Raw genomic sequence first — 14,846 nt, 5'->3', positions numbered from 1 at the left:
GGGTGGTGGTGGGGCGACTGACGGCTACTTGGCGCTGAAGGCGGAATTCATCGCGGTCGCCGCCTCCTTGCTCGCGCCGGCCACGTCGGCCTTGCCGGTGATCACCTTCTGCAGCAGGGTCGGCACCACGGCCTGGGCGTCGATCCTGGCCCAGGCGGCGTCCTTCGGGACGAACTTGGTGCCCGCCGCGATGGTGTCCGTGAACGGCTTCAGCCACGGCTGCTTCTGCACCACCTCGGCGCGGGCCGAGGAGAGCGTCGGCAGGTTGCCCATCGCGTCGAAGAGCGCCAGCTGGTTCTTCTTGTCCGCCAGCACCTTGATGAAGTCGACCGCCAGGCTGCGGTGCTGGGTGGACTTCATGACGCCCAGGTCGTTGCCGCCGGAGAACGCCGGGGCGATCGACCCGGCCGCGGTGCCCGGCAGCGGCACGATCGCGTACTTGCCCTTCGCGGCGCCCGCCTCCACCGCGCTGCGCGAGGAGTTCGGCAGGATCGCCATGCCGGCCTTGCCGGCGGCGAACGACTCCACCGTCTTGCCGCCGGTCAGGTCCGCGCACTGCTGGGCCGGACAGATCGCGTCCGAGAACAGGTCGGTGTACGCCTTCACGCCCGCCTGCGACTTCTCCGAGTCGATCGACGCGGTGTACGCCCCGCCCTTCGCGGTGGCCAGGTCGCCGCCCGCCGCCCAGACGAACGGCAGCGCGCCGAAGGTGTACTTGCCGCCGACCGCGATGCCCTGCAGGTCGCCGTGGGCGGCCCGGACCTTCTCCGCCGCGGACTTCAGCTCGGCGTAGCTGGTGGGCGCCTGCAGGCCCAACTCGCCGAACAGGTCGGTGCGGTAGTACAGCGCACGGACGCCCAGCCACCACGGCAGGCCGTAGGTCCTGCCGTCCACCACCGCGGTGTCCTTCAGGTCCTGCGGCAGGTCCTTGCCCTCGGCCCAGTTCGCCAGGTCGGCGGTGATGTCGGCCAGGCCGCCGGAGGCGGTGTAGCCGAACAGGTCGGTGTTGCCGAACTCCACCACGTCCGGGGCGGAGGCCGGGTCGTTGAACGCGCCCTTCATCTTCTCGGCGCGCGGGCCCGCGTCGGTCGGGATGTAGCTGACCTGCACGTCCACGCCCGAGTGCTGCGCCTTGAAGTCGGCGATCGCCTGTGCCACCACCTGCTCCTTGGGGGCGCGGTTCGCCTCGTCGTACAGCCACACCTTCACGGTGCCGGTCTGCTTGTCCTCCGACGAGGTGCTCTTCGCGGTACCCGGGGCGCAGGCGGTCGCCACGGTGCCCGCCAGCACGGCCAGGGCGGCTCCACGGGCCAGCTTCTTCATGCTCAACTCACATCTCCTCGCCACAGGCGGGACGCACCTGCACGTCACAAAACGGGACATGCAGTGGGGGATCGGTGTGAGCGGGACGTTAGAAAGCCGCCGGGCACGGCGACAAGAGCCAATCGCGAAAGTTGTGCACTGCACAACGAGGTTCCGCGGAACTGGCACGGGAGCCCGTGCAGGCCGTACCGTCACACCCCATGACCAGCACCGCCGCCGACACCCCCGCGGACCGGGGCGCCGAACGCCCCGAGCGCAACCAGTCCGCGTCGCTGCGCCGCGCCCTGGCCGTCCTGGAACACGTGCGCGACCACGTCCGGGACCACGCGGGCGCCGACCTCAGCCTCACCGCGCTCGCCGACGGCCTCGGCATGTCGAAGTCCACCGTGCTGCGGCTCGCAGCGCCGCTGGTCGACGCCCAACTGCTCGCCCGCGACCGGGACTCCGGCCACTACCGGCTCGGCCCCGGCGCGCTCCGGCTCGGCCAGGCCTACCTCGCCACGCTCGACCTGCGCACCGCCGCCTCCGAGGAGGCCCACCAGCTGATGCGCGAGGTCGGCGGCACCGTCCACCTGTGCGTCCCCGACGCCCCGTACGTGGTCTACGTCGACAAGGTCGAGAACGAGACCGCCGTGCGGATGGCCTCCCGGATCGGCAGCCGCGCCCCGATGTACTGCACCGCCGTCGGCAAGGCGATGCTCGCCTGGATGCCCGAGGACGTCCTCGGCGCGGTGGTCGCCGCCGGCCTGCCCGCCATCACCACCCGCACCCTCACCTCCGCGAACGCCCTGCGGGCCGAGCTCACCCGCATCCGCACCCGCGGCTACGCCGTCGACGACCGCGAGAACGAACCCGAGGTCCGCTGCATCGCCGCCCCCGTCTTCGACCACAACCACACCGTCATCGGCGCCATCTCGGTCTCCGCCCTCACCTCCCGCATCACCGCCGCCCGCGTCCGCGACCTCGGCCCCACCGTCGCCGCCACCGCCACCCGCGTCTCCCGCACCATGGGCGCCGCGCGCTGACGACCCGTCAGGAAGCCTCGGCCGGGTGGGGGGTGAGGCGGGTGCGGAGGGTGGTGCCGAGGCGGTCGAGGGCCACGACGAGGGTGGCCAGGATGATGAACTCGACGGTGAGTTGGGCGATCTGGAGGCCGACCCAGCCGTAGCCGTGGTCGGTGGGGTCGAGGAAGAAGTAGGGGTAGCGGACGGGGAAGTCGGGGAAGGCGATGGCGCGGGCCTCGGTGAGGAGGGCGTAGCCGAGCGGGAAGGACAGCCAGAGCGGGAGGTCGCGCCAGCGGGAGGCGTTGCGGGGGGAGAGCACCAGCCAGTCGGCGAGCACCATCAGCGGGGTGGTGTAGTGCAGGAAGAAGCTGGACCAGTGCTGCAGGCGGTCCGGGCCGGAGACCAGGCCGGGCAGCGGGTTCTCGCCGTGGTTGAGCAGCACGTGGGCGACGATGCCGGTGATGGTGATGTACAGGACGGCGGCGCCGCGCAGCCGCGGCGCGGGCCCGTCGGAGGTGTTCCGCTTGACCATCCAGTAGGCGGCGCCGAGGAAGTAGCCGAGCACGATGACGTTGCTCTGGATGGTGAAGTACACCAGCGAGCTGTTGCTGAGCACCAGTCCGAGGAACGCGGACAGCGCGATGGCGAGGCGCCACCACAGGGCGGGACGGGTCCAGGCGGTCATGTGCGGTCACCGGTTCGCTCGACGGTGCCCCCCGTGGGCACGACGGATCGACGCACTCTACCCGCCGGTACGGCGGCGTGGAAGATCACCGTCCGGGTGCGGCGGCGGCCGGCGCGTAGGTCAGAGCGCCAGGTGCGCCGGGTTGTGGGTGCGGTTCTCGATGCCGGTGGCGGCCTGGCCGATCAGCTGGTGGGCGAGGTCGGAGCAGGCCCGGGCGGCGGCCAGTTCCTCGCCGATGACGCTGTCGGCGTCGTCGGTGGGATTGCGTCGCGCGGTGCCCGTGCCCTCCGCGCCGGGCGCGCTGAAGCCGCTCAGCTTGGCGGTGCAGGTGGTGCGGCTCTCGTCCTCGTCGAAGTTCAGGTCGACGACCCAGTGGTTCTGCATGGCGGATCACCTCTCGCTGCCGCCCGGTCGCGCGGGCTCGCCCGGCCGGGACGCCACAGGCTCCCAGGATCCGCCCGCGGCACCGGACGGGGCAAGGGCTGGCGGTCGCGGCCTCGGACCTGGCGTCGCCGACCCTCGCTGCACCGGCCCCTCGGGTCGCCGCTACCCGGCGGCGGTGCCCGGGGTGCGGAAGCCGCGGAAGACCACCGGCCGCCGGACCTCGAAGCCGAGCCGCCGGTACAGCGCGAGCGCGCCGCTGTTGGCGGCGGCGACGTGCAGGAATGGGCGTTCGCCGCGGGCGGTGATCCGGGCGGCGAGTTCGGCGACCAGGCGGGCGGCGTGTCCGCGGCCGCGGGCCTCGGGGGCGGTGCAGACGGCGCTGATCTCGGTCCAGCCGGGCGGGCGCAGCCGCTCGCCGGCCATCGCGACCAGCGCGCCGTGCTCGCGGACGCCGAGGTAGCCGCCGAGTTCGGCGGTGCGCGGGCGGAACGGCCCTGGCCGGGTGCGGGCGACCAGGTCGAGCATCTCGGGGACGTCGGCGGCGCCGAGTTCGACCAGGCCGTCGGCCCCGGCGGGCGGCCGGACCTCGGCGGGGCCGGTCAGCTGCAGCCCGTCGAGCGTGAACTCGGGCTCCCAGTGCGGGGGCGGCGGCGCGGGGCAGCTGAACAGGTCGGCGAACTCGCCCGGGCCGAGCAGCGCGGCCAGGTCGTCCCAGGCCGCGGCGTCCGGCGCGGTGCCGGTGGAGGAGAAGCTCGCCACCTCGGGCAGGTAGCTCAGGGCGCCGCCGCGGCGGCGGGCCAGGTGGGCGTGGGCGCCGCGCAGCGACGCGCCCACCGGGTCGTCGAGTACGGCGGTGTCGTGGTCGAGCATGACGGAGGTCCCTCCCGGTTCGGCGCTGCTCCCATGATCGTGCAGCGCCCCGGCGCGGCGCTGGATTCCCGGCTCGCGGGCCCTTGTTACCGGCGAGTTGCATCCCTATCATCGCCACTGTGACAGCTTTACTGTCAAACCTGGGAGGCGACCGATGACCCGCGATGCCGCGCAGCCCGCGGCCGGCGGCCCGCTGGCGGGCGTACGGGTGCTGGAACTCGCCGGGATCGGCCCGGGCCCGTTCGCCGCGATGCTCCTCGCCGACCTGGGCGCCGACGTGGTGCGGGTCGACCGCCCCGGCGGCGCCGCGCTCGGCCCGGCTCCCGAGTACGACCTGACCAACCGCAACAAGCGCTCGGTCACGGTCGACCTGAAGTCCCCCGAGGGCCCCGGCCTGGTCCTCGAACTCGCCGCCCGCGCCGACCTGTTGATCGAGGGCTACCGCCCCGGCGTGGCCGAGCGACTGGGCGTCGGACCGGACGCCTGCCTGGCCCGCAACCCCGCCCTGGTGTACGGCCGGATGACCGGCTGGGGCCAGCAGGGCCCGCTCGCCGCCAGCGCCGGACACGACATCGGCTACCTCGCGACCTCCGGCCTGCTCGGCATGATCGGCCCCGCCGACGGCCCCCCGGCCGTCCCCGCCAACCTGCTCGGCGACTACGCGGGCGGCTCGCTCTACCTGGTGGTCGGCCTGCTCGCCGCCCTGCACCACGCCCGCACCACCGGCACCGGCCAGGTGGTGGATGCCGCCATCGTGGACGGCGCCGCCCACCTGTCCACCCTGCTCTGGGGCCTGCTCGCGGCCGGCCAGTGGCACGACGCCCGCGGCGTCAACCTGCTGGACGGCGGCGCCCCCTGGTACGGCGTGTTCCGCACCGCGGACGACCGCTGGATGGCCGTCGGCGCGCTGGAGCCGCAGTTCTACGCCGAGTTCGCCCGCCTGCTGGAACTCGGCGCCGACGCCCCCGCCCAGTACGACCTGGCCCGCTGGCCGGAGCTGCGGGAGCGGATCGCCGCCCGCTTCGCCACCCGCACCCAGGCCGAGTGGAGCACCGTCTTCGAGGGTCGCGACGCCTGCGTGGCACCGGTGCTGACGATGCGTCAGGCCGCCGTCCACCCGCACCTGGCGGCCCGCGGCAGTTACACCGAGCACGACGGCGTCGTACAGCCCGGCGTCGCCCCGCGGCTGTCCGCCACCCCCGGCCGGCTGCGCACCCCGCCCGCCCGGCCCGGCGCGCACACCGCCGAGGTGGCCCGCGACTGGGCCGTCCCGGGACTCGAAGCCCTCCGGCCCGAAGCCACCTGACCGGCCCGAGCCCACCTGACCCGAACCGCTCCGAGCTGACCGGCCTGAGCCCACCTGACCGACGCCAAGCCCCTGACCCGAAAGGACCGTGCCGCCCGTGCAGCGCGAGCTCTACACCGAGGAACACGAGGACTTCCGGGAGACCGTCCGGGCCTTCCTCGCCAAGGAGGTCACCCCGCACCACGACCGCTGGGAGCGGGCCGGCATCGTCGACCGCTCCGCCTGGCTGGCCGCCGGACGGGCGGGCCTGCTGGGCCTGGCGGTCGACGAGCGGTACGGCGGCGGAGGCACCCCGGACTTCCGGTTCGCCGCGGTGCTGGCCGAGGAGTTCGTCCGCGCCGGGGCCAGCGGCCTCGCCATTGGCCTGCACAACGACATCATCGGCCCCTACCTGACCGGCCTGGCCACCGAGGAGCAGCGGCAGCGCTGGCTGCCCGGCTTCTGCACCGGCGAGCTGATCACGGCGATCGCCATGACCGAGCCGGACACCGGCTCCGACCTGCAGGCGATCCGCACCACCGCGGTCGACGCCGGCGACCACTACCTGCTCAACGGCGCCAAGACCTTCATCTCCAACGGCATCCTCGCCGACCTGGTGGTGGTGGTCGCCAGGACCACCGCGGAGGGCGGCGCGCACGGCCTCAGCCTGCTGGTGGTCGAGCGCGGCACGCCGGGCTTCGAGCGCGGCCGCAACCTCGACAAGATCGGCCAGAAGGCCCAGGACACCGCCGAGTTGTTCTTCCAGGACGTGCGGGTGCCGAAGGCCAACCTGCTCGGCGAGGAGAACCAGGGCTTCCTCTACCTGATGCGCAACCTCGCCCAGGAGCGCCTCGCCATCGCGGTCGCCGCGATCGCCGGAGCCGAGTACCTGGTCGAGGAGACCACCGCGTACGTCAAGCAGCGCACCGCCTTCGGCCGGCCGCTCGGCAAGCTGCAGCACGTGCGCTTCGAGATCGCCGAACTCGCCACCGAGTGCGCCGTCACCCGCACCTTCGTGGACCGCTGCATCCTGGAGCACAACCGGTACGCGCTGACCCCGGTGGACGCCTCGATGGCCAAGTGGTGGGCCACCGAGCTGCAGAAGCGCACCGCCGACCGCTGCCTGCAACTGCACGGCGGCTCCGGGTACATGAGCGACAGCGCGGTCGCGCGGGCGTTCACCGACGGCCGCGTCCAGACCATCTACGGTGGAACCACCGAGATCATGAAAGAGATCATCGGCCGCTCGCTGCTCGGCTGAACCCCCGATCCACCGCTGACCCGCAACCGCTGACCTGCAACCGCTGACCTGCGAAAGGCACCGACACCGTGACCACCGAAGCGTACGTCTACGACGCGATCCGCACGCCGCGCGGACGCGGCAAGCAGACCGGCTCCCTGCACGGCACCAAGCCGATCGACCTGGTGGTCGGCCTGATCCACGAAATCCGCCGCCGCTTCCCGAGCCTGGACCCGGCCGCCATCGACGACATCGTGCTCGGCGTGGTCAGCCCGATCGGCGACCAGGGCTCCGACATCGCCCGGGTCGCGGCGATCGCCGCCGGACTGCCCGACACCGTGGCCGGCGTGCAGGAGAACCGCTTCTGCGCCTCCGGTCTGGAGGCGGTCAACCTGGCCGCGGCGAAGGTCCGCTCCGGCTGGGAGGACCTGATCCTGGCCGGCGGCGTCGAGTCGATGTCCCGGGTCAAGATGGGCTCCGACGGCGGCGCCTGGTTCGCCGACCCGATGACCTCCTACGAGACCTCGTTCATCCCGCAGGGCGTCGGCGCCGACCTGATCGCCACCATCGAGGGCTTCAGCCGCACCGACGTGGACGCCTTCGCCGCCGAGTCCCAGGCCCGCGCCGCCAAGGCCCAGGCCGACGGTCTGTTCGACCGCTCGGTCGTCCCGGTCCTCGACCGCAACGGCCTGACCGTGCTGGCGCGCGACGAGTTCATCCGCCCCGGCACCACGGTGGAGAGCCTGGCCGCCCTCAAGCCCTCCTTCGCGGACATCGGCGACCTCGGCGGCTTCGACGCCGTCGCGCTGCAGAAGTACCACTGGGTGGAGTCCATCGACCACGTCCACCACGCCGGCAACTCCTCCGGCATCGTCGACGGTGCCGCGCTGGTCGCCATCGGCTCGCGGGAGGTCGGCGAGCGGTACGGGCTCACGCCGCGCGCCCGGATCGTCTCCGCCGCGGTCACCGGCTCCGAGCCGACCATCATGCTCACCGGCCCGGCCCCCGCCACCCGCAAGGCCCTCGCCAAGGCCGGCCTCACCGCCGCCGACATCGACCTGGTGGAGATCAACGAGGCCTTCGCCGCCGTCGCGCTGCGCTTCATCCGCGAACTCGGCTTCCGGCACGACCAGGTGAACGTCAACGGCGGCGCGATCGCGCTCGGCCACCCGCTCGGCGCCACCGGTGCGATGCTGATCGGCACCCTGGTCGACGAGTTGGAGCGCCGCGACCTGCGCTACGGCCTGGCCACCCTCTGCGTCGGCGGCGGCATGGGCATCGCCACCGTCATCGAGCGTATCTGATCACCCGCCAACTCTCGGACTCTTCCAAGGACTTCCATCACATGACTGACGTGAGCCCCATCCGCTGGGAGCAGGACCAGGACGGCGTGGTCACCCTCGTCCTCGACGACCCCGCCCAGTCCGCCAACACGATGAACGCCGCGTTCACCGACGCCCTCGAGGCGACGGTCGAACGGCTCGCCGCCACCGAGGAGTTGACCGGCGTCATCATCACCTCGGCGAAGAAGACCTTCTTCGCCGGCGGTGACCTCAAGCTGCTCTCCGCCGCCCGGCCCGAGGACGCCGCCCGGGTCTTCACCAACTCGATGCGGATCAAGCGGGCGCTGCGCAGGCTGGAGACGCTGGGCAAGCCGGTGGTCGCCGCGATCAACGGCGCCGCGCTCGGCGGCGGCCTGGAGATCGCCCTCGCCTGCCACCACCGGATCGCCCTGGCCGCCCCCGGCAGCAAGATCGGCCTGCCCGAGGTCACCCTCGGCCTGCTCCCCGGCGGCGGCGGCGTGGTCCGTACCGTGCGGATGCTCGGCATCGCCGACGCCCTGCTGAAGGTGCTGCTGCAGGGTCAGCAGTACCGTCCGGCGCAGGCCCTCGCCAACGGGCTGGTGCACGAACTCGCCGCCGACGCCGACGAGATGATCGCCAAGGCGCGGGCCTTCGTGGCGGCCAACCCGACCGCCGTCCAGCCGTGGGACGTCCGGGGGTACAAGATCCCCGGCGGCACCCCCAGCACCCCCGCGTTCGCCGCCAACCTGCCCGCCTTCCCGGCCAACCTGCGCAAGCAGCTGAACGGCGCGCCCTACCCGGCGCCGCGCAACATCCTGGCCGCCGCGGTGGAGAGCTCCCAGGTCGACGTGGACACCGCGTTCGAGATCGAGGCCCGGTACTTCACCGAACTCGCCTGCGGGCCCACCTCCAAGAACATGATCCAGGCCTTCTTCTTCGACATGCAGGCCGTCAACTCCGGTGCCAGCCGCCCGAGTTCGGTGCCGGCGTGGCAGGCGTCGAAGGTCGCCGTGCTGGGCGCCGGCATGATGGGCGCGGGCATCGCGTACTCGTGCGCCAAGGCCGGGCTGACCGTGCTGCTCAAGGACGTCACCCTGGAGGCCGCCGAGCGCGGAAAGGCCTACAGCGCCGGCCTGTTGGACAAGCAGGTGGCCCGCGGCCGGATGACCGCCGAGGAGCGCGAGGCGTTCCTGGCCCGGATCACCCCCACCGCCGACGCCGCCGCGCTGGCCGGCTGCGACACCGTCATCGAGGCGGTGTTCGAGAACCCCGAGCTCAAGCACAAGGTGTTCCAGGAGATCCAGCACGTCGTCGCCCCCGACGCGCTGCTCTGCTCCAACACCTCCACGCTGCCGATCGGCCTGCTCGCCGAAGGCGTCGACCGGCCCGCCGACTTCATCGGCCTGCACTTCTTCTCCCCGGTCGACAAGATGCCGCTGGTGGAGATCATCCGCGGCCCGCAGAGCGGCGACGAGGCGCTCGCCCGCGCCTTCGACCTGGTCCGGCAGATCCGCAAGACCCCGATCGTGGTCAACGACTCCCGCGGCTTCTTCACCTCCCGGGTCATCGGCCAGTTCATCAACGAGGGCGTCGCGATGGTCGGCGAGGGCCTCGACCCGTCCTCCGTCGAACAGGCCGCCGCGCAGGCCGGCTACCCCGCCAAGGTGCTCTCGCTGCTGGACGAGCTGACCCTCACGCTGCCCCGCAAGATCCGCAACGAGTCCCGCCGCGCGGTCGAGGAGGCCGGCGGCACCTGGCACACGCACCCCGGCGAGATCGTCATGGACCGGATGCTCGACGAGTTCGACCGCCCCGGCCGCAGCGGCGGCGCCGGCTTCTACGACTACGCCGACGGCCGCCGCACCCGGCTGTGGCCCGGCCTGCGCGAGCACTTCGCGCAGCCCGGCGCGGAGATCCCGTTCGAGGACATGAAGGAGCGGATGCTCTTCGCCGAGGCCATCGACTCGGTCCGCTGCCTGGACGAGAACGTCCTCACCTCGGTCGCCGACGCCAACATCGGCTCCATCCTCGGCATCGGCTTCCCCGCCTGGACCGGCGGCGTCCTGCAGTACATCAACGGCTACCCCGGCGGCCCGGCCGGCTTCACCGCCCGCGCCCGCGAACTCGCCGCCGCCTACGGCGAGCGCTTCACCCCGCCGGCCTCGCTGGTCGCCCTGGCCGAGAGCGGCGGCCGGTACGCCGACTGACCCCCGCCGGCAGTCCCTCTCCGACGGCCCGTCCGGTGCGCGCTACTCCGCCGCCGGGCGGGCCGCCAGCTCCTCCGCGAGCGAGCGCTGAAACGCCGTCACCAGGGCCTGCACCACCATGGGTTGGATCCGGTCGGTCAGCTCCTTCATCCGCTCCAGCTCGTCCGCCCCCGGGTCGCTCTCCCGGTACGGGCGCCACACCGTGTCCCGGAACAGCCGGTGCAGGTCGTGCGCCGTCGCCCGGCTGTGCAGCCGCACCACCGCGCGGGCCGCCACCAGGGTCTCCAGCGGGATCGGCACGTCCAGCACCCGCACCCCCAGCGGCAGCAGCCCCGGCTCCACCTTGAACACCTCCGGGTCGCCGGTGCGGTGCAGGGCGCCCATCGCCGCCAGCGAGTCCAGGTCGCGGTCCGACAGCGCCCGCCCGGTCCGCCGCTCCAGCTGCGCCCGGGTCGCCTCCTCCGCCGACTCCGGCGTCCACGACGCGACCAGCGCCCGGTGGATCGCCAGGTCCAACGACCCGATGTCCTCGGGCAGTTGCGCCAGGTAGCGCTCGATCGCCGCCAGCGTCAGCCCCTGCCGCTGCAACTCCTCGATCAGCTCCAGCCGCCCCAGGTGCACCGCCCCGTACACGCCCACCCGGCGCGGCCCCAACTCCGGCGGCGGCAGCAACCCCTTGGCCCCGTAGAACCGCAGGGTCCGGACCGTCACCCCCGCCCGGGCAGCCAGCTCATCCACCGTGAACCGCAGCTCCCCGCCGCTCATCCGCACCCCAGCCCTCACACCACCACCACTGTGACACCGCCAGTGTGACACCGCCCTCCGGTGTCACACCAGTGACGCGTGGGCGGGCGGGTCAGCGTACGGCGAGGAGTTCGGGGTGGTGGCGGCGGGTGACCTCGGGGTGTGCTCGGCTGTATCCCTTGAGTTCGTTCTCGCCGAAGTCCGCATACAGAGGGTTGGCGGGGTCCTGGGTCGCGCCGGGGGCGTGGTGGGCGTGCGGGAAGTCGAGAGGGGCGATGTGGGCGTCGAGGCGGGGGTTGAAGAAGAAGGGGACGGAGAAGCGCTCGCGGGTGGCGGGCGGGGAGACGACCCGGTGGCTGGTGGCCTTGAGGTAGCCGTCGGTGGCGACTTCGAGGAGTTCGCCGAGGTTGACGACGAAGGCGCCGTCCAGCGGGGGGACGTCGAGGAAGGTGCCGTCGGGGCGTTCGACCTGGAGGCCGCCGACGGTGTCCTGGAGGAGCAGGGTGATGAAGCCGTAGTCCTTGTGGGTGCCGACGCCCTGCGGCTCGCCGTCGGGGGCGGTGCCGGGGTAGCGGACGAGCTTGAGGTGCAGGTGGGGGTGGGGGGCGAAGGCCTCGTCGTAGAAGTCGGGGCGGGCGCCGATGGAGGCGAGGAGTTCGTGCAGCAGGCGGTGGGCGACGCCGTTCAGGCGGTCGATCCAGTGCAGGGCGGCGGTGCGCAGTTCGGGCAGGGCGGCGGGCCACTGGTTGGGCCCCTCCAGCCACCAGTAGGCGGGCTCGCCGGGCGCGGGGACGTGCGCGGGCAGCTCGGTGCCGATGTCGAGCTGGTCGCGCCAGTCGCGGCTGCCGCCGGTGCGCTCGTCGCCGGTCCGGGTGTAGCCGCGGAAGTGCGGGGAGTTGAGGTTGCTGACGGCCAGCCGGTCGGCCTCGGGGAGGGCGAAGAAGGCGCGCATCGCGTCGGTGAGCGCGGCGGTCTCCCGGCGCGTCACCCCGTGGCCGACGAGCTGGAAGAACCCGACCCCGGTGGCCGCGTCGCGCAGGGTGCGGTGCAGGACGGCCCGCTGCTCGGGGCCGCCGTCGGCGAGCGAGAGGTCGATCACGGGGAGGGAGGTGGGGTGCTGCTGCGTCATGGTGTGCGTCCGCTGGTTCGGGGCCCCGGCGCGGCCGGCGGGTCTCGCCGGGGGTGCCCTCCGCGGGCCGGGCCTGGTGCGGCGCGGCGGGCGGAGCCGGGGGTTCGGGTGCCCGGGCGGTCAGGACGGCCGGGCGGGGGAGGGGATGAGGTCAGCCGGAGCGTCGACAGGACATGCTCGTGACGCGGAGCAGGTCCACGTGGCGACGACTGACGAGAAGAAGCACCTCACCAGGCTACAACCCCCGCCGGGAAACCCTCCCGGGCGGCCCCCGGCACCGCGCTCAGTACCCGGTGACCCCGTCGATCCGCTCCCGCAGCAGGTCGGCGTGCCCGTTGTGGCGGGCGTACTCGGCGATCACGTGGACCAGGATCCGGCGCAGCGACACCGGCTCCCCGCTCGCCAGGTGGATGCCGGTCTCGTCCAGCGACCCGGCGCCGGCGACGATCCGCCGGGAGATGTCGCACTGCTTGCGCCACACCTCCAGGTCCTCGCCGAAGTCGCCGTCGAGGCCCTCGAAGTCCTGGTCGGGGTTCTCGTCCGAGTAGTACAGCGGCGGCCGCGGCTCGCCGGCGAACTGGGTCTCGAACCACCACTGCTCGGCCCCGGCGAGGTGCCGCACCAGCCCGTGCAGGGTCAGCGCGGACGGCGGCACCGCCCGCTCGTCCAGGGCCTCGGCGGACACCCCCGCGCACTTGAGGGCGAAGGTCTCCCGGTGGAAGTCGAGGAAGGAGGTGAGGATCTCGCGCTCGTCGCCGACCAGCGGCGGAGTGGTGCGGGTGTCGGCTTCCGCCCAGGTCCGGGCGAAGTGCTTCGGCGTCGCGAGGGCGTCGGGCTGCGGTGCTGTGCTGTGGCTCACGTTTCCACCCTCCCACGGCGTGCCGACCACGCCGGGACGGCGCACCGGCCGGGCGGGTCAGCCTGCTGACCAGGCCGACCCGTCGGCCGGACCGGCCTGCAGGGACCGGCCGGTCAGGTGCGCGGCTCGCCGCGGTAGGTGCCGAACGACCAGCGGTTGCCCTCCGGGTCGCGCACCGCGAAGTCCCGGGAGCCGTAGTCGGTGTCGTGCGGCTCTGCGGTCACCTCGGCGCCCGCCGCCACCGCCCGCCGGAACAGCCCGTCCGGGTCGTCGGTGACCACGTACGCGCCGAAGGTGCCCGGGCGCAGCGGCCACGGGTCGTCGGGGCGGTCGCTCGCCGAGCCGAGCATGATCCCGCCGCCGGGCGGCCAGGCCAGCTGGGCGTGGTGCACCTGTTCCTCGTCGGCGTACACCGCGGTCTCCTCGAAGCCGAAGGCCTCGACCAGGAAGCGGATCAGCCCCCTGGCATCGCGGGCCCGCAGGCTCGGCCACACCTGCGGGGGCGGGGGGACGGCGGCTTCGGTCATGCCCGTGGCTCCTCGGGTCGGCGGGAGGCCACCACGGTAGGCGGCCCGCCGGTGCGGCGAGCGGCCGCCACACCGGCGGGCTGACGGTCGGTCAGTCCGATGGCCGCGGCCCGGCGGCGCGGGAGGCCGACGGGGCAGGGCGGGGTCAGTGCGAGACGGCCCACTGCACCGCGTGGTGCGCGGGGGCGTCGATCTCGTCGAGCAGCGCCACCGCCAGGTCGGCGTGCGAGATCCGGCCGGTGCCGACCACCGCGCCGACCGCGCCGACGTACCGGCCGGTGACCGGGGCCTCGGCGTTCAGGTCCATCGGCGGGACGACCATCAGCCAGTCCGGCCCGGCGGCCCCGGCCGCCCCGTCCGGCCCCGTGGTCTCGGCGGTCAGCAGGTCGAACTCGTCGACGTGTCCCTGCGAGAACGCCCGGTACGGCTCGGGGAAGGCCGGGTCGTCCATGATCCGCGTGCCCGGTGCGACCTCCAGCGTGGTGGCGATGCCCAGCACCAGCAGCCGGCCCACTCCGGCCCGGCGCAGGCCGTCCAGCAGGGCGCGGGCGGTGGCGGTGAAGTACTCCGCGGCGGGGACGTCCAGGCGCGCCGAGGCGTTCAGCGCCGCGTCGTGGCCGGCCGCGGCCGCGGCCACCGCGTCGGCGTCGGTCGCGTCGCCGCGTACCACCGTCACGCCCGAAGTCCCCGCCAGCGCCGGGTACTTCGCCGGGTCGCGGACCACCGCCGTCACCCGGTGGCCGCGTCGCACCGCCTCCGCCACCGCGGCGCCGCCCACCCGTCCGCCCGCACCGAAGATCACGATCCTGCCCATGGCCCCTCCCGGGGATCCGCGTCCGTTCCGACGCCGCCGACGGTAGGACGCCGACCCCCGGTTACTTCAACGGAACCGGCTCTAGGGTGGGGTGATGACCACACCGCTGGACCCCGACCGGTTCGACGTCGACTGCGGCCACCGGATGCCCGTCCGGGTCGGTGACAAGTGGACCGGCATGGTGCTGCGCTGCCTGGAGGACGGCCCGCGGCGCTTCTCCGAGGTGAAGGCCGCGCTGCGCGGCGTCAGCGCCAAGGTGCTGACCGAGACCCTGCGGGCGATGGAGCGCGAGGGCTGGCTCACCCGCACCGACTACGACGAGAACCCGCCGCGCGTGGAGTACGCCCTCACCGACTTCGGCCGCTCGCTGCTCGGCATGCTGGACACCGCCTGCGACTGGGCCCGCCGGAACCTCGACCGGCTGCGGGTCGTGGAGGAGTGAACGGGCCCAGCGGGCAAGGGTGATGACGG

The 14,846-nt window shown here is 73.4% G+C and carries 16 protein-coding genes; 6 read left to right on the top strand and 10 right to left on the bottom strand.

Annotated elements, in window-relative coordinates; genetic code table 11:
* Positions 1-24 precede the first annotated feature (24 nt).
* On the bottom strand, positions 25-1,323 hold the full coding sequence (locus ACWD4U_RS19810) for an extracellular solute-binding protein (protein WP_363453349.1): 1,299 nt from the start codon (positions 1,321-1,323) through the stop codon (positions 25-27).
* A 200-nt stretch (positions 1,324-1,523) separates the two neighbouring features.
* On the opposite strand from ACWD4U_RS19810, the gene ACWD4U_RS19805 reads away from it, so the two are divergent.
* Positions 1,524-2,348 (top strand): IclR family transcriptional regulator, encoded by an 825-nt coding sequence (locus tag ACWD4U_RS19805; RefSeq protein WP_363453211.1) that lies wholly within the window; start codon positions 1,524-1,526, stop codon positions 2,346-2,348.
* Between the two features lie 7 nt (positions 2,349-2,355).
* Here ACWD4U_RS19805 and ACWD4U_RS19800 read toward each other — a convergent pair whose 3' ends face one another.
* The 3 genes from ACWD4U_RS19800 to ACWD4U_RS19790 form a co-directional block, all read right to left on the bottom strand.
* A complete protein-coding gene (locus ACWD4U_RS19800) occupies positions 2,356-3,012 on the bottom strand; it encodes a Pr6Pr family membrane protein (protein ID WP_363453209.1) in 657 nt (218 codons plus the stop codon).
* Positions 3,013-3,132: 120 nt separating this feature from the next.
* Positions 3,133-3,396, bottom strand: a complete 264-nt coding sequence (locus ACWD4U_RS19795; protein ID WP_363453207.1) for a DUF1876 domain-containing protein — start codon at positions 3,394-3,396, stop codon at positions 3,133-3,135.
* A 162-nt stretch (positions 3,397-3,558) separates the two neighbouring features.
* Positions 3,559-4,266, bottom strand: coding sequence for a GNAT family N-acetyltransferase (locus tag ACWD4U_RS19790; RefSeq protein WP_363453205.1), 708 nt, complete (start codon positions 4,264-4,266; stop codon positions 3,559-3,561).
* Between the two features lie 154 nt (positions 4,267-4,420).
* On the opposite strand from ACWD4U_RS19790, the gene ACWD4U_RS19785 reads away from it, so the two are divergent.
* From ACWD4U_RS19785 to ACWD4U_RS19770, 4 genes are all read left to right on the top strand, one after another.
* The gene (locus tag ACWD4U_RS19785; protein WP_363453203.1) at positions 4,421-5,572 is read left to right on the top strand and encodes a CaiB/BaiF CoA transferase family protein; all 1,152 of its coding nucleotides are present in this window, start codon (positions 4,421-4,423) and stop codon (positions 5,570-5,572) included.
* A gap of 97 nt (positions 5,573-5,669) precedes the next feature.
* Positions 5,670-6,812 (top strand): acyl-CoA dehydrogenase family protein, encoded by a 1,143-nt coding sequence (locus ACWD4U_RS19780; protein ID WP_363453201.1) that lies wholly within the window; start codon positions 5,670-5,672, stop codon positions 6,810-6,812.
* A 68-nt stretch (positions 6,813-6,880) separates the two neighbouring features.
* Complete coding sequence (locus tag ACWD4U_RS19775; protein ID WP_363453199.1) at positions 6,881-8,095, top strand: acetyl-CoA C-acetyltransferase; 1,215 nt, start codon at positions 6,881-6,883, stop codon at positions 8,093-8,095.
* 41 nt (positions 8,096-8,136) lie between these two features.
* A complete protein-coding gene (locus ACWD4U_RS19770; protein WP_363453197.1) occupies positions 8,137-10,302 on the top strand; it encodes a 3-hydroxyacyl-CoA dehydrogenase NAD-binding domain-containing protein in 2,166 nt (721 codons plus the stop codon).
* Positions 10,303-10,344: 42 nt separating this feature from the next.
* Here the strand turns inward: ACWD4U_RS19770 and ACWD4U_RS19765 are convergent, their stop codons facing one another.
* From ACWD4U_RS19765 to ACWD4U_RS19740, 6 genes are all read right to left on the bottom strand, one after another.
* Positions 10,345-11,067 (bottom strand): MerR family transcriptional regulator, encoded by a 723-nt coding sequence (locus tag ACWD4U_RS19765; RefSeq protein WP_363453195.1) that lies wholly within the window; start codon positions 11,065-11,067, stop codon positions 10,345-10,347.
* 91 nt (positions 11,068-11,158) lie between these two features.
* The gene (locus tag ACWD4U_RS19760) at positions 11,159-12,175 is read right to left on the bottom strand and encodes an isopenicillin N synthase family dioxygenase (protein ID WP_363453193.1); all 1,017 of its coding nucleotides are present in this window, start codon (positions 12,173-12,175) and stop codon (positions 11,159-11,161) included.
* 151 nt (positions 12,176-12,326) lie between these two features.
* Positions 12,327-12,401, bottom strand: a complete 75-nt coding sequence (locus tag ACWD4U_RS19755) for a putative leader peptide (RefSeq protein ID WP_354644872.1) — start codon at positions 12,399-12,401, stop codon at positions 12,327-12,329.
* 57 nt (positions 12,402-12,458) lie between these two features.
* Positions 12,459-13,034, bottom strand: a complete 576-nt coding sequence (locus ACWD4U_RS19750) for a DinB family protein (protein WP_363453191.1) — start codon at positions 13,032-13,034, stop codon at positions 12,459-12,461.
* Positions 13,035-13,147: 113 nt separating this feature from the next.
* Positions 13,148-13,561, bottom strand: coding sequence for a VOC family protein (locus tag ACWD4U_RS19745; protein WP_363453189.1), 414 nt, complete (start codon positions 13,559-13,561; stop codon positions 13,148-13,150).
* Between the two features lie 145 nt (positions 13,562-13,706).
* Complete coding sequence (locus ACWD4U_RS19740; RefSeq protein ID WP_363453187.1) at positions 13,707-14,375, bottom strand: NAD(P)-dependent oxidoreductase; 669 nt, start codon at positions 14,373-14,375, stop codon at positions 13,707-13,709.
* Between the two features lie 94 nt (positions 14,376-14,469).
* On the opposite strand from ACWD4U_RS19740, the gene ACWD4U_RS19735 reads away from it, so the two are divergent.
* A complete protein-coding gene (locus ACWD4U_RS19735; protein ID WP_363453185.1) occupies positions 14,470-14,817 on the top strand; it encodes a winged helix-turn-helix transcriptional regulator in 348 nt (115 codons plus the stop codon).
* The last annotated feature ends 29 nt before the right edge of the window (positions 14,818-14,846 follow it).

This window comes from Kitasatospora sp. NPDC002522 (genome assembly GCF_053595195.1).
Note: the sequence above shows the minus strand (reverse complement) of the source record. Positions and strands in the feature narration are given on the sequence as shown.